The following is a 13,912-nucleotide window of genomic DNA, read 5'->3' as shown; positions in this document are numbered from 1 at the left end:
CCGGCCGCGTGAACCGGCCGACCGCCTCCGAACCGCCTGGTCACACCGCGGTGGCGAGCTGCTCCTCGCTCCGCTCACGCGGGACGAAGCGGATCCTGGGGCGGCCGTGATGCCACCCGAGGGAGACCCGCAGGCCGCCGAGGCGGGCCAGGACCAGGCCGATCACCGTCGCCGCGGTCATCGAGACCAGCCCGCCGAGCGCGAAACCCACCCGGGGACCGTAGACGTCGGTGACCCAGCCGATCAGCGGCGCGCCGAGCGGTGAGCCGCCCACGAAGACCATCATGAACAGCGCCATGACCCGGCCGCGCATGGCCGGGTCGGTGGCCATCTGGACCGAGGTGTTCGCGGTGACGTTCACCGTCAGTCCGAAGATGCCGATCGGGACCATCAGGAGCGAGAACAGCCAGAGCGTGGGGGCCGTGGCGGCCACCACCTCCAGCGCGCCGAACGCCACCGCGGCGGCGATCAGCACGCGCAGCCGGGCCGTGCCGCGCCGGGCCGCGAGCAGCGCTCCGGCCAGCGAACCCAGCGCTATCAGCGTGTTGAAGAGGCTGTAGGCCCCGGCGCCCGAGTCGAAGATGTCGTCCGCGTACGCCGACAGCCAGACGGGGAAGTTGAAGCCGAACGTGCCGATGAAGCCGACGAGGACGATCGGCCAGATCAGTTCGGGGCGCCCTGCGACATAGCGCAGGCCCTCGCGGAGCTGGCCCTTGGCGCGCGGCGCCCGCTCGACGACGTGCAGTTCACGGGCCCGCATCAGCAGCAGGCTCGCCAGCGGGGCCACGAACGACAGGCCGTTCAGCAGGAAGGCCCAGCCGGTCCCCACGCCGGTGATCAGCAGGCCCGCGACGGCGGGTCCGACCAGCCGCGCGGACTGGAAGTTGGCCGAGTTCAGACTGACGGCGTTCTGGAGCTGGCCGGGGCCGACCATCTCGGAGACGAAGGACTGGCGTGCCGGGTTGTCGACGACGGTGGCCATACCGACGGCGAACGCGGCGAGATAGACGTGCCAGACCTGGACGTGGCCGGAGAGGGTGAGGAAGGCGAGCGCGAGACCGGTGAGGGCCATCGCCGTCTGGGTCACCAGCAGCGTGGGGCGCTTGGGGAGACGGTCGACGAGAACACCGCCGTACAGGCCGAAGAGCAGCATCGGCAGGAACTGGAGCGCGGTGGTGATACCGACCGCGGCGGAGGAGCCGGTCAGGCTGAGCACCAGCCAGTCCTGGGCGATGCGCTGCATCCAGGTGCCGGTGTTGGAGACGACCTGGCCCAGGAAGAACAGACGGTAGTTCCGGATCTTCAGCGAGCTGAACATCGAGGAGGAGCGGGGGGAGTCGCGGGCGGCCTCGGGGTCGTGGGTGGCTGGTGCGGGGGCGGAGTGTGCTCCGGATCCCGTACTCAAAAGGGCTCGCCTCCAGGGCAGTCGTGGACGTCGGCGTCATGGGGGCGTCGGCGCTTGCGGGGAAGGGCGGGCCCTCCGTTGCTCCGATCAGTGACCGGTGATCCGGACCGGGATCAGTGCTCCGGTCGGTGACCGGTGATCCCGGCCGAGACCGGTGATCCGGACCGAGATCAGTGCTCCGGTCGGTGACCGGTGCTCCGGACCGAGATCGGGGAGCGAAAGGAGGCCGCCGTCGGTCAGATGTGCGCGAGCTTCTCCAGGACGGGAGCGGCTTCGCGGAGCTTGGCCCATTCGTCCTCGTCGAGGGCCTCGACCAGTCCGGCGAGGAACGCGTTCCGCTTGCGGCGGCTCTCTTCGAGCATCGCCTCCGCCTTGTCGGTCTGCGTCACCACCTTCTGGCGCCGGTCGTCGGGGTGCGGCTCCAGCCTGACGAGCCCCTTGGCTTCGAGCAGCGCGACGATGCGGGTCATCGACGGCGGCTGCACGTGTTCCTTGCGGGCGAGCTCGCCGGGTGTGGCGCTGCCGCAACGGGCGAGGGTGCCGAGCACCGACATCTCGGTGGGGCTCAGCGACTCGTCGACCCGCTGGTGCTTGAGTCGACGCGACAACCGCATCACTGCGGAGCGCAAGGCGTTCACGGCGGCCTCGTCGTCGCCATGGGTGAGGTCAGGCATGTTCTTTAGCGTAACTCATTACTCTCGCTAAAGAACAATGGGGCCCCTGTGAAACGCGCCATCCGCCACGGAGATCACTCATATGAGTGAGATCGCTCCGGAAAGTGACCCGCATCCGGTCGGGAAGCGGCGACCCTCGACTGCATGGGGACCAGCGTGCTCAGCCTGCGTATCGACGGGGAGCTGCTCGACCGGCTCCGACAACATGCCGCGAAACGCGGAATGAGCGTCCAGGACTATGTGGTCCGGACGCTCATTCGCGACGACTTCGACGAGCGGTTCCAGACCGCCGTCGAGGAGACGGAGAAGTTCTACGGGGTCACGTGACCCCTGGCACGGTCGGGGGCCCCGTGACCCCCCGCTCGGCCGAGGCCGCTCAGGTCAGGCCGAGGGCCGGCATGAGGTAGTAGAAGGTGAACACGGCCGACACCACGTACATGGCGACCGGGATGTCACGGCCGCGGCCCGCCGCCAGGCGCAGGACGACGAAGGTGATGAAGCCCATCCCGATGCCGTTGGTGATCGAGTAGGTGAACGGCATCATCATCATCGTCACGAAGGCCGGGATGGCGATCGTGTAGTCCGCCCAGTCGATCTCCTTGACCGAGTGGGACATGATCAGGAAGCCGACCGCGATCAGCGCGGGGGTGGCCGCCTGGGACGGGACCATCGTGGCGACGGGGGTCAGGAACAGGGCGACGGCGAACAGCGCGCCGGTGACCACGTTCGCGAAGCCCGTGCGGGCACCCTCGCCGACGCCGGCCGTGGACTCCACGAAGCACGTGGTGGCCGAGGAGGAGGAGACTCCGCCCGCGGCGACGGCGACACCGTCGACGAAGAGGACCTTGTTGATGCCGGGCATGTTGCCCTGCGCGTCCGTCAGCTTGGCCTCGTCGCTGATGCCCATGATCGTGCCCATCGCGTCGAAGAAGCACGACAGCAGCACGGTGAAGACGAAGAGGATGCCGGTCAGCACGCCGACCTTGCCGAAGCCGCCGAACAGGCTGAACTGGCCGATCAGACCGAAGTCCGGGCTGGCGACCGGGTTGCCCGGCCACTTCGGGGTGGTCAGGCCCCAGGACGGGACGGTGGTGACAGCGTTGACGATCACCGCGGCGACCGTCATGGTGACGATCGAGATGAGGATGGCGCCGGGCACCTTGCGCACGATCAGCGCGAGGGTCAGCAGGGTACCGAGGACGAAGATCAGCACGGGCCAGCCGTGCAGGTGACCGTCGGTGCCGAGCTGGAGCGGGACGGTCGTCTGGGCGATGTCCGGGATGCGCGTGACGAAGCCCGAGTCGACCAGGCCGATCAGCATGATGAACAGGCCGATGCCGATCGCGATGCCCTTGCGCAGGCCGAGCGGCACCGCGTTCATGACGCGCTCGCGCAGACCGGTGGCGACCAGGAGCATCACGATGAAGCCCGCGAGGACCACCATGCCCATGGCGTCCGGCCAGGACATCCGGGGCGCCAGCTGGAGGGCGACGACCGTGTTCACGCCGAGGCCCGCCGCCAGCGCGATCGGCACATTGCCGATGACGCCCATGAGGAGCGTGGTGAAGGCCGCGGTCAGCGCGGTCGCGGTGACCAGCTGCCCGTTGTCCAGGTGGTGCCCGTACATGTCCTTCGCGCTGCCCAGGATGATCGGGTTCAGCACGATGATGTACGCCATCGCGAAGAAGGTGGCGAAGCCGCCGCGGATCTCCCGCGGAAGGCTGGAGCCCCGCTCGGAGATCTTGAAGAAGCGGTCGAGGGCGCTCTGCGCGGGCCGGGACTCCGGCTCCTGCGGGGCGGGGGCCTTGGTGGCGGCCGAGGTGGACATGCGAGTCCTCAAACGTGCGGGGGACGGGGAACATGATCGAGCCTGGTCAGCGATCGACCACCAGAAGGTTTCCCCCGGATCCCTTTTGGTGATTCATACGAATACAACTGGCCAGACTCGGACCGTTTCAGTATGAACATATGAGTTGGAAATCGCTATCTCCGCGCGTAGACCCTTGCCGTACAAGGGGAGGACGGGTGCGAACACAACCGGTCGCGGACCCTCGTAAGCTGTGCACATGGCGAAGTGGACCCCCAAGCACGAGGCGCCGGAGCCCCTGGAGGGCCCCGTCGTCGCCACCATCACGGGCGGCACGATCCTCTGGTTCGTCCTCTTCCTGGTGCAGCTGCCGTTCTACGGCTGGTTCGACGACCACGGACACCTGTGGTGGCTGTGGACCTGCCTGGCCGGCGCGGGCCTCGGGCTGATCGGCATCTGGTACGTCCGCAGGCGCGACACCGCGATCAAGCACGCCCAGGCGGCCGGCACCCCCGTGACGGAGTAGGGCAGGCAGGCCCTACGGGCTCCTCTCCACCCACGGTGGCATTCCCCGCCGCCTCCCCTCCTCCGCAAGTCGGAGGTTTGGCCCACTCGGCGGGTGAAGCGGCATATCCGCACGTACCGTCGAGGGCATGACCCACACCGACGCGGGCGCCGGACTCGATCCTGTTCACCCGGTGCCGATACCCGCCTCCCGGCGGGCCGAGGGGCTGTCGGCCGCCGAGGTGGCCGAACGGGTCGCGCGCGGCGAGGTGAACGACGTCCCGGTGCGCAGCAGCCGCTCCGTGGGCGAGATCGTCCGGGCCAACGTGTTCACCCGGTTCAACGCGATCATCGGTGTCCTGTGGCTGGTGATGCTGTTCGTGGCACCGTTCCAGGACAGCCTGTTCGGCTACGTGATCATCGCCAACACCGGGATCGGCATCATCCAGGAGTGGCGGGCCAAGAAGACCCTGGACTCGCTCGCGGTGATCGGCGAGGTGAAACCGACCGTCCGCAGGGACGGGGTCGCCGCCGAGGTGAGTTCCTCGCAGATCGTGCTCGGGGACCTCCTCGAGATCGGGCCGGGCGACAAGGTCGCCGTCGACGGCACCTGCGCGGAGGCCGACGGGCTGGAGATCGACGAGTCGCTGCTCACCGGCGAGGCCGACCCCGTGGTCAAGCACGCCGGCGACCCGGTGATGTCGGGCAGCTTCGTGGTCGCGGGCAGCGGTGCCTTCACGGCGACGAAGGTGGGCCGGGAGGCGTACGCGGCGCAGCTCGCGGAGGAGGCCTCGCGGTTCACGCTGGTCCACTCGGAGCTGCGCAGCGGCATCTCCACGATCCTCAAGTACGTGACGTGGATGATGATCCCGACCGCCATCGGCCTGGTCATCAGCCAGCTCGTCGTCAAGCAGCACGGCTTCAAGGACTCCGTGGCGCGGACCGTCGGCGGGATCGTGCCGATGGTCCCGGAGGGCCTGGTCCTGCTCACCTCCGTCGCCTTCGCGATCGGCGTCATCCGCCTTGGCCGAAAACAGTGCCTCGTGCAGGAACTTCCCGCCATCGAGGGCCTCGCTCGCATCGACACCGTCTGTCTCGACAAGACCGGCACCCTCACCGAGGGCGGCATGGACGTCACCGAGCTACGGCCGCTCGGCGGCACCGACGAGTCGTATCTGCGCAAGGTCCTCGGCGCCCTCGGCGAGTCCGATCCGCGGCCGAACGCCTCCCTCCAGGCGATCATCGCCGCCTACCCGGACAGCGAGGAGTGGCGCTGCACCCAGTCCCTGCCCTTTTCCTCCGCCCGCAAATACAGCGGCGCCGGCTTCAGCGAGGGCAACGGCGAGTCGAGCACCTGGCTGCTCGGCGCCCCCGATGTGCTGCTGCCCGCCGACGACGCGGCACTCGCCGAGACCGAGCGGCTGAACGAGGCGGGGCTGCGGGTGCTGCTGCTCGCGCGGACCACCAAGGATCTCGACGACCCCGGCGTCGCCAAGGCCGCCCGGCCCGCCGCGCTGGTCGTGCTGGAGCAGCGGCTGCGCCCGGACGCGGCGGACACCCTGCGCTATTTCGCCGACCAGGACGTCAAGGCCAAGGTCATCTCCGGCGACAACGCGGTGTCGGTGGGCGCGGTCGCCGGAAAGCTGGGGCTCACCGGCGAGGTCGTGGACGCGCGCCGGCTGCCGGACGAGCACGAGGAGATGGCGAAGTCCCTGGAGAAGGGCACGGTCTTCGGGCGGGTCACCCCGCAGCAGAAGCGGGACATGGTCGGCGCCCTTCAGTCCCGCGGGCACACGGTGGCGATGACCGGCGACGGCGTGAACGACGTCCTGGCCCTGAAGGACGCCGACATCGGGGTGAGCATGGGCTCGGGGTCCGAGGCGACCCGCGCGGTGGCCCAGATCGTGCTGCTGAACAACAGCTTCTCGACCCTGCCCTCGGTGGTCGGGGAGGGCCGCCGGGTCATCGGGAACATCACCCGGGTCGCGACCCTGTTCCTGGTGAAGACGGTCTACTCGGTGCTGCTGGCCGTCCTGGTGGTGTGCTGGCAGGTCGAGTACCCCTTCCTGCCGCGCCATCTGACCCTGCTGTCCACCCTCACGATCGGCGTCCCGGCGTTCTTCCTCGCCCTCGCCCCGAACAAGGAGCGGGCCCAGCCCCACTTCGTGCGGCGGGTGATGCGGTACTCGATCCCGGGCGGCGTCGTCGCGGGAGCGGCGACCTTCGCGATGTATCTGATCGCGCGCCACTACTACACGGGAGAGGGCTCGCTGGAGGCGGAGACGAGCGCCGCGACGCTGACGCTGTTCCTGGTCTCGATGTGGGTGCTCGCGATCATCGCCCGGCCCTACACCTGGTGGCGGGTGTGCCTCGTCGCCTCGATGGGCGGGGCGTTCCTGCTCGTGCTCGTGGTGCCGAGGCTCCAGCACTTCTTCGCGCTGAAGCTGGTCGGCACCACGATGCCGTGGGTCGCGGTGCTGATCTCGGTGACGGCGGCGGCCGTCCTGGAGTTCCTGTGGAGATGGGTCGACCGCCGCGTGCCCGCGTAGGGCTACGTCACCTGATGGCCCCGCGTCCGGCTACCGCACGTCGGTCTACTGCACGTCGACGTAGTCACCCGCGGCGCTGACGGCCGGGGTGGTCGTGGTGCCCGCGAAGCTGTAGCGGAAGTAACCGTCGACGGTGGCCGTCGTGGTCGTCTTCAGGTTGCCGACGCTGTCCGACTTGATCGTCTTGAGCGTGGTGTAGGTGCTGCTGGTCTTCTTGCGGAACTGCAGCTTCACCGACTGGCCCGTGTAGCCGTGGTACTTGAGGTCGTCCCAGTTGGCGCGGGACAGCTTGCCGGTGACCGTGACGGTCTTGCCCTTCTTCACCGGCTCCGGGGCGGCGTTGACCGTCTGCGTGGAGGCGCGCTGCACCCGGGCGGTCTTGTAGGCGTCGATGGTGGTGTAGTCGGCGTCGTTGCCCACGGCTCCGGCCCACACCTTCCAGGTGCCGGCCAGGATGTTGCCGTAGATGTTGTCGTTCGGGTCGGCGACGACCGTGACCTTGCAGGTCGCGGTGGTGGCGTTGGTGGCGGTGCAGGTGCCCGCGTCGGCGTCCGGGACGATCGCGCCGTCGACGTGGTCCATGTCCGAACCGTGCCACAGCATGGCGTAGCCGTCGTAGATGCCGGTCGGGTCGGTGGCCGTCACCGAGATGGTGAAGGTCTTCTTCTGGGTGGTGCCGACGACGATGTCCTTGCCGCTGTTGACGGTGACGCTCGTGATCTTGGTGTCGCCCACGACCTCGTCCGCGGGCGTGGAGCCGGTGAACGGCGTGATCTTCGAGGTGGACGGCGCCAGCGAGGCGAGAGACCTGTGGCCGTCCGCCTGTGCGGCCGGCGCGGCGAGAGCGGAGAGAGCCAGGGCGCCGGAGACGGCGGCCACAGTGGCACGTATGCGCATGCGATCCCCACGTGGAGTGTGGAGGCCCCGGCGATGGCCGGTCCTGACAGTTCGTCATCACTGGGGCCGAAGTGATGGTGGAGTCTGATGACCCGGAAGAGAAGATCAGCGAGAACGACCAAAGGTTGTACGCCAGTTGAACTTTTTTCCGCGGCCGTGCGAGCAGGCGGGGACAGACGGAATCCCCGGCCCGAGGAGGGCCGGGGATTCAGGTCGGATCAGGTGACCGGGTCGCGAGGGGATCACGCGCCCCGGACGAGGGGCTATCGCACGTCGACGTAGTCACCCGCGGCGCTGACGGCCGGGGTGGTGGCGGTGCCCGCGAAGCTGTAGCGGAAGTAGCCGTCGACGGTGGCCTTCGTGGTCGTCTTCAGGTTGCCGTGGCTGTCCGTCCTGACGGTCTTGACGGTGGTGTAGGTGCTGCTGTTCTTCTTGCGGAACTGGATCTTCACCGACTGGCCCGTGTAGCCGTAGTAGTCGTGGAGCTCCCAGTTGGCGCGAGTGAGCTTGCCCGTGACCGTGACGGTCTTGCCCTTCTTCACCGGCTCCGGCGCGGCGTTGACCCGCAGCTTGGAGTAGCGCTGGAGCTTGCTGGTGGTGAGCGCGTCCTGGTCGATGTAGCCGACCTTGCTCAGGTCGGCGTCGTCGTCGCCCGGGTCGACCCCGTTGAAGGCGACCGCGACGCCCATGGCCTTCCAGGTGGTGGCGTCGGCGTTGACCAGTTCGTCGCCCGGGTAGACGTCGATGGTGCTCTTGCAGGTGGCGGTGGTCGCCGAGGTGACGGAGCAGGACGGGAAGTCGTCGCCGACCAGGATGCCGACCGGCTCCGCGAAGGAGCCGCGGTAGAGCTCGACGTCCAGGAAGAAGTCGTCGGCGGTGATGTCGACGGAGGCGCCGTGCTTGACGCCGAAGGTGACCGGGACGGTGACCTGGTTGGCGATGCCGGCCACGATCGGCTTGCCGTTGTTGACCTTCACGTTCGAGAAGGAGAGGTCGAGGGCGTAAGGCGTGCCGGTGGTGTCGCCGGTGGATCCGGTGTAGGCGGCCTTGCCCGAGACGGTACGGGCGGCATCCCGCACCGTGGCGATGTCCGCGCGGTGGTCGGTGGAGCCTGCGGCGTGGGCACCCGGCGCGGCGAGCGCGGAGAGAGCCAGGGCGCCGGAGACGGCGGCCACAGTGGCACGAAGACGCATGCGATCCCCCAGTGGAGACAGGGCCCGGTTGTGGTCGTTCCTCGCGGCTCGTGGTCACAGGGGCCCAAGTGATGGCGGAGTCTGATGACTCGTCAACAAAGATCGCCGGGACACTCGAACGGTTGCACGAGAAAGGAGATCCTTGCGCGATCCGTGCGGAGATCGGGACGGATACCGGGACAAACAGAAATCCCCGGCCTCAAGGCCGGGGATTTCCGGTGACATCAGGCGGTACCGCGCGCTGAGGCGGTTCCGCGTGTTCAGGTGTTACTGCACGTCGACGTAGTCACCCGCGGCGCTGACGGCCGGGGTGGTCGTGGTGCCCGCGAAGCTGTAACGGAAGTAACCGTCGGCGGTGGCCGTGGTGGTCGCCTTCAGGTTGCCGGAGCTGTCCGTCGTGACCGTCTTCAGCGTGGTGTACGTGCTGCTGCCCGCCTTGCGGAACTGCAGCTTCACCGGCTGGCCCGTGTAGCCCTGGTACTTGGCGTTGTCCCAGTTCGCGCGGGTCAGGGCGCCGGTGACCGTGACGGTCTTGCCCTTCTTGACCGGCTCGGGCGCGGCGTTGACCGTCAGCTTCGACAGACGCTGGACGTTCTTGGTGCCCAGGTCGCCCTGCCACTTGTCGTTGCCGCTGTCGTCGATGGCGAGCGCGCCGACCTTCCAGGCACCGGCCTGGGCGTCGGTCAGGTCCACCTCGGCGGAGCCGGCCGGACGGAACTGGATCTTGGCCGTGCACTTGGCCACCGTGGAGGAGGAGGCGGTGCAGGTGCCGGGGTCGTCGCCGAAGACGACGTCGGTCGGGGAGGTGACCGAGGTGCCGCGGTAGAGCATCGGGCCGTTCGCGAAGGAGCTCAGGCTGACGCTGGAGGGGTGCGTCACCGTGTAGGTCGCACTGACCGTGACCTGCGCCGAGGCGCCGACCACGATGTTCTTGCCACTGTTGATCACGACGCTGGAGAAGGTGACGCCGGACACCGAGTTGCCTGCGGCCTGCGCGGCCGGCACGGCGAGAGCGGAAAGGGCCAGGGCGCCGGTGACGGCGGCCACGGTGGCTCGTATGCGCATGGGGTTCCCCAAGTGGAGAAAGGGGGTCCCGGCGGTGGTCGTTCCTCACGGCTCGTCGTCGGCACGGGACCCAAGTGATCAGTGAGTCTGTTGACTCAAGAGGTGAGATTAGTGAGAGGTGCGACGGGTTGTGCGGGCGGGGTGAGAAAGCCGCGGATTTTGCGTTCGCGTTACGTGGCGACGGCACATCACGGAAAAGGCCCGGCCCCGGAATACCCCGGGACCGGGCGAAAAAGGCACCGCCCGAATTCAGCCGCCCCGACGGTCCCGACCAGCCCGAAACCCTCAAGGCCGACCGGCCCGACCTCCGAGCCGCTTGACCGACCGGCCCGAAAACCTCAGGCCCGACCGGCCCGACCTCCGAGCCGCTTGACCCGACCGGCCGAAACCTCGGGTCCGACCGGGCCGGTCGGCGGTCTCCGGTCCGGTCGGGTCTGACCGGCTCGGTCAGTCGAACCAGCGGTCCCGGGCCAGTTCCGCCGTGCGGGACGGGTCCTCCAGCAGCGCGGCCACCTCGAAGCGGCGCGGCCACTGGCCCGCCGACCAGGCGAGCCCGGCGGCGACGCCCTCCAGGGTGGCGGCGTGCAGCACCCCGTCCCGGCTCCGGCGCCAGTCGAGTTCGGTTCCGTCGACCACGAGCTCCTCGTGCTCGACGTACGAGGCGGGGGTCGCGGGGCCCAGCAGGACCCGTACGGACTCCGGTACCTCGTGCTCGGTGCCCTCGGAGGTCACCTCGCCGGTGACGGACTCGCTCAGCCGCCGCACCTGGAACAGCTCGGCGAGCTCCGCGGCCCGCGACGGCGGCACCGGCAGCAGTGGCACCCCGGCGGTGAAGGCCAGCAGATCCGGGGAGTCCACGACCACCGCGTCGGCCGCGTCCACGACCTTCACCTCGCCGTCCACGACCGCCCGCAGCTCGTCCGGCAGTGTCACCCGCTCCGGGTCGAGATCGGCCAACGCGCTGTACAGGGCGTGCAGTTGGACTCCGGAGACGCGGCGTCCGGGGTCGGCGAGCCGGTCGAGCAGTTCGGCCGCGCCGCCCGGCTCGTCGAGCAGGGCGGCCACGGACGTACGGACGCCCAGTGCCCGCAGGACCTGCTCGTCGTCGAAGCCGGTCGCGTCGGCCTCGTCGTACAGGCCGCGCAGCAGCGGATCGCCGCCGGCGGCGAGCAGACCGGCCGGCCGGCGCCCGTCGAGCACCGGATGCCCGCGCAGCCACCACGCCGTGTACGGCCGGACGATCTCGTGCGTGCCGTCCGGAAGCAGGACGCGCACCTGCTGGATGATCGCGTCCCGCAGCGGCGGCTGGGCGAGCAGCGCGAGGGCCCGCGGCCACTGGTCGTCGTCCACCAGGTCCAGATCCCGTACGGCCGCGATCTCGGTGGCGACGGGCGGCACCGGCGAGTCGGGCAGCCGGTCCAGGACGTCCTCGCACCACACGTCCACCGCGTCCAGCAGACCCGCGTCGTCGGGTTCGGCGAAGTCCCCTTCGCGCGGCTCCAGTTCGTCCGGATCGAGGACGACGTCGGTGGCCCGCACCAGGGCGAAGCCGGCCAGCACACCACAGGCCGCGAGGGGCTGCTCGCCCCAGCGGTCGGCGAGTTCGGCGTCGACGAAGGCGAGTTCGTCCTCGCGCATGATCCGGGCGAACGGGCTGCCGGGCAGCACGAGTTCACCGGCGGGCACGAGCTCGCCCTCCTCGTCCGGCAGGGCGAGCGCGCCGAGCCAGGGCTCGTCGCCCGGTTCGAGCGCGGCGTCACGGACCAGCGCGAGGACGGTGTCCGCGAGCTCCTCCGCGTCCAGGGTGTCCTCGTCCCACGCCCCGCCCTCGTCGTCGAGCGAGGCGGCCACCGCGGCCCGCACCTGCGGCGTGGTGAGCACCGCGCGGGGCGAGGCCGGGAGAGCGCCCAGCTTCTCCAGCAGGGGGTGGGCCGCGTCCGGGTGCGCGACCTTGAGGCCGAGCCGGGCAAGGGTGCCGGGGGCCACCAGGGATCCCTCGGCGGTGGGCAGCAGGATCTGGCGGGGCCCGATCGTCGTGCGGCCGTCGGCCAGCGGCACCGGCAGTCCCGACAGCCGGTCCGGGTCGACCCCGGCGAGGCTGTCGTACAGGCGGTGCCACCACTCCGGGTCCTTCTCCAGGCCGGCCAGCCGGTCCACGGCCTCGGTGAGCGGCACCCGGGCGACGCCCAGCGTGCGCAGCTCCACCCGCCGTTCGAGCCCGGCGGGCAGCAGGCCGGTCAGCACCTCCGCGAGCACGCGGATGGTCTCGGCGCCCGCGCCCTCCACCACCTCGGCGTCGCGCGGCCGCAGGGCGGCGGGGTTCTCCGCGGGACTGCTCCCGGGCCAGTCCTCGGGGACGTCGACGTCCGGCAGCCGGGCCGGCGGGGTGGCGGGCGGCAGGAACGCGGTGCGCGGCAGCCGGTCCAGGATCGCCTGGCGCAGCGCTCCGTCGAGCTCGCCCTTGCCGAGCGGGCCGGGCACCAGGTCGATGATCCCGGTGTCCACCGGCCGCCAGTCGGCGAGGAGTTGGGCGTAGGCGTCGGCCGCGCGCTCCACCAGGAAGTCGGTCAGCGGGCCGGGGGCGGCGTGCCGCCGGGCGGTGTCGAGCGGGAGGGAGGCGATGAGGAGCGCCGGTACGCCGAGGGCTTCGTCGCTCGGTGTCGGCGCGTGCACGACGGGGCTGGTCCTCGGACGGGCCGGGGTTCCCTCCGCGTCGACCGGGACCGCCCAGGTCACGGACCAGTGCGGGCGCAGCCGCTCCTCGACCGGGCGGTCGGCGAGCAGGGCGGGGTCGAGGGGGCCGTGCGCCGCGACGGTGCGGTAGCGGGTGGTGCCGTCGCGGGAGTCGTCGATGACGGCGCCGTGCTCGGCGGTGGTCCGGCGCAGGGTGCGTACCTCGGCGTCGCCGATCTCCACCACCACTTCCTCCAGGCCGGGAAGGGCCAGCAGGAGGGCGTCGTCGATGCTCCGCAGGAGGCGTTCGGCGAGATCCGCCGCGGCGGTGTCGCGCAGCGGCAGGATCACGGCGGTGTCGTACGGGTCCGGGGCGGTGCCCTCGGCCGCGAACGGCAGCCTCAGCAGCGGCACATGGCCGTCCCGTCGGCGGATCTCGTCGCCGAGGCCGGGGCTGTCCTCGGCGACGCCGGCGGCGAGGTCGTGGGCCTCTGCGAGCGCCCAGCGGACGCCGCCGCCCCGGCCTACGACGGCGGGCTCGTCGGTGACGGCGAGGACCGCGGCGAAGCCGACGCCGAAGCGGCCCACGGCGGTGTCGTGCGCGTCCCGCTTCGCGGAGGCCCTGAGGGTGGCGAGGGACTCGACGCCGGCCGCGTCGAGGGGGGCGCCGGTGTTGGCCGCCACCAGGACGCCGTCGCGGAGCGTGAGACGCAGGCGGCCCGGGGTGCCCGCGCGGGCCGAGGCGTCCGCCGCGTTCTGGGCGAGTTCCACGACGAGCCGGTCGCGGTACCCGCCGAGGACCAGGTCCTCCTCGGCGTTGGCGTCCTCGCGGAACCGGGCGGGGCTGGTCGCCCAGGCGTCCAGCACTCCCCGGCGCAGGCGGGCCGTGCCGAACGGGTCCGCACCCTCGGCAGCCGGCCGCACGAACTTACTCACGGGTTCACTCTCCCTCTCACCTGGCGCGACCGCGAATGCTGCTCCGGTTCGCGGCTTGAAGGTACCGCGCGCCTCCGCCACACCGGCGTTCGCAGTACGGCCCGCCGGGTGGGTCCCGGCCGCGGGTGCGAGATCCAGTCCGTCCGGGCCAGTTCTTTGGCCGCGGGGCAAGATCCAGCCCCTCCGGCGCTTTGCGAGATCCAGTCCGG

General features: G+C 70.4%; 10 protein-coding genes. 3 read left to right on the top strand and 7 right to left on the bottom strand.

Features of this window, described 5'->3' with window-relative positions:
* Nucleotides 1-40: 40 nt before the first annotated feature.
* On the bottom strand, nucleotides 41-1,405 hold the full coding sequence (locus tag ACF07B_RS33125; protein WP_369486139.1) for an MFS transporter: 1,365 nt from the start codon (nucleotides 1,403-1,405) through the stop codon (nucleotides 41-43).
* A gap of 236 nt (nucleotides 1,406-1,641) precedes the next feature.
* Nucleotides 1,642-2,079 carry a MarR family transcriptional regulator gene (locus ACF07B_RS33120; RefSeq protein ID WP_362392952.1) on the bottom strand — a complete coding sequence of 146 codons (438 nt, stop codon included), beginning with the start codon at nucleotides 2,077-2,079 and terminating at the stop codon, nucleotides 1,642-1,644.
* Between the two features lie 144 nt (nucleotides 2,080-2,223).
* Here ACF07B_RS33120 and ACF07B_RS33115 point away from each other — a divergent pair, with 144 nt between their 5' ends.
* A complete protein-coding gene (locus ACF07B_RS33115) occupies nucleotides 2,224-2,406 on the top strand; it encodes a ribbon-helix-helix protein, CopG family (RefSeq protein ID WP_103551026.1) in 183 nt (60 codons plus the stop codon).
* Nucleotides 2,407-2,455: 49 nt separating this feature from the next.
* On the opposite strand, the gene ACF07B_RS33110 is transcribed toward ACF07B_RS33115, so the two are convergent.
* Nucleotides 2,456-3,907, bottom strand: coding sequence for an NCS2 family permease (locus ACF07B_RS33110; RefSeq protein ID WP_384238765.1), 1,452 nt, complete (start codon nucleotides 3,905-3,907; stop codon nucleotides 2,456-2,458).
* A gap of 238 nt (nucleotides 3,908-4,145) precedes the next feature.
* On the opposite strand from ACF07B_RS33110, the gene ACF07B_RS33105 reads away from it, so the two are divergent.
* Entirely contained in the window at nucleotides 4,146-4,412 is a 267-nt protein-coding gene (locus ACF07B_RS33105) for a DUF2530 domain-containing protein (protein WP_392181667.1), read from the top strand.
* 127 nt (nucleotides 4,413-4,539) lie between these two features.
* Nucleotides 4,540-6,939, top strand: a complete 2,400-nt coding sequence (locus ACF07B_RS33100) for a cation-translocating P-type ATPase (RefSeq protein WP_392181666.1) — start codon at nucleotides 4,540-4,542, stop codon at nucleotides 6,937-6,939.
* Between the two features lie 45 nt (nucleotides 6,940-6,984).
* On the opposite strand, the gene ACF07B_RS33095 is transcribed toward ACF07B_RS33100, so the two are convergent.
* From ACF07B_RS33095 to ACF07B_RS33080, 4 genes are all read right to left on the bottom strand, one after another.
* On the bottom strand, nucleotides 6,985-7,836 hold the full coding sequence (locus ACF07B_RS33095; RefSeq protein ID WP_392181665.1) for a calcium-binding protein: 852 nt from the start codon (nucleotides 7,834-7,836) through the stop codon (nucleotides 6,985-6,987).
* 263 nt (nucleotides 7,837-8,099) lie between these two features.
* Nucleotides 8,100-9,029, bottom strand: a complete 930-nt coding sequence (locus tag ACF07B_RS33090; RefSeq protein ID WP_392181664.1) for a hypothetical protein — start codon at nucleotides 9,027-9,029, stop codon at nucleotides 8,100-8,102.
* 267 nt (nucleotides 9,030-9,296) lie between these two features.
* Nucleotides 9,297-10,094, bottom strand: a complete 798-nt coding sequence (locus ACF07B_RS33085) for a hypothetical protein (protein ID WP_369486101.1) — start codon at nucleotides 10,092-10,094, stop codon at nucleotides 9,297-9,299.
* Between the two features lie 447 nt (nucleotides 10,095-10,541).
* The gene (locus tag ACF07B_RS33080) at nucleotides 10,542-13,703 is read right to left on the bottom strand and encodes a sacsin N-terminal ATP-binding-like domain-containing protein (protein ID WP_392181663.1); all 3,162 of its coding nucleotides are present in this window, start codon (nucleotides 13,701-13,703) and stop codon (nucleotides 10,542-10,544) included.
* Nucleotides 13,704-13,912 lie beyond the last annotated feature (209 nt).

The organism is Streptomyces sp. NPDC015532, from assembly GCF_043078065.1.
GTDB lineage: Bacteria > Actinomycetota > Actinomycetes > Streptomycetales > Streptomycetaceae > Streptomyces.
Note: the sequence above shows the minus strand (reverse complement) of the source record. Positions and strands in the feature narration are given on the sequence as shown.

Bases quoted from the DNA above. Each gene is read 5' to 3' on its own strand.
- ACF07B_RS33120 (WP_362392952.1), bottom strand. From the start codon at position 2,079: ATGCCTGACCTCACCCATGGCGACGACGAGGCCGCCGTGAACGCCTTG.
- ACF07B_RS33115 (WP_103551026.1), top strand. From the start codon at position 2,224: ATGGGGACCAGCGTGCTCAGCCTGCGTATCGACGGGGAGCTGCTCGAC.
- ACF07B_RS33110 (WP_384238765.1), bottom strand. From the start codon at position 3,907: ATGTCCACCTCGGCCGCCACCAAGGCCCCCGCCCCGCAGGAGCCGGAG.
- ACF07B_RS33105 (WP_392181667.1), top strand. From the start codon at position 4,146: ATGGCGAAGTGGACCCCCAAGCACGAGGCGCCGGAGCCCCTGGAGGGC.
- ACF07B_RS33100 (WP_392181666.1), top strand. From the start codon at position 4,540: ATGACCCACACCGACGCGGGCGCCGGACTCGATCCTGTTCACCCGGTG.
- ACF07B_RS33095 (WP_392181665.1), bottom strand. From the start codon at position 7,836: ATGCGCATACGTGCCACTGTGGCCGCCGTCTCCGGCGCCCTGGCTCTC.
- ACF07B_RS33090 (WP_392181664.1), bottom strand. From the start codon at position 9,029: ATGCGTCTTCGTGCCACTGTGGCCGCCGTCTCCGGCGCCCTGGCTCTC.
- ACF07B_RS33085 (WP_369486101.1), bottom strand. From the start codon at position 10,094: ATGCGCATACGAGCCACCGTGGCCGCCGTCACCGGCGCCCTGGCCCTT.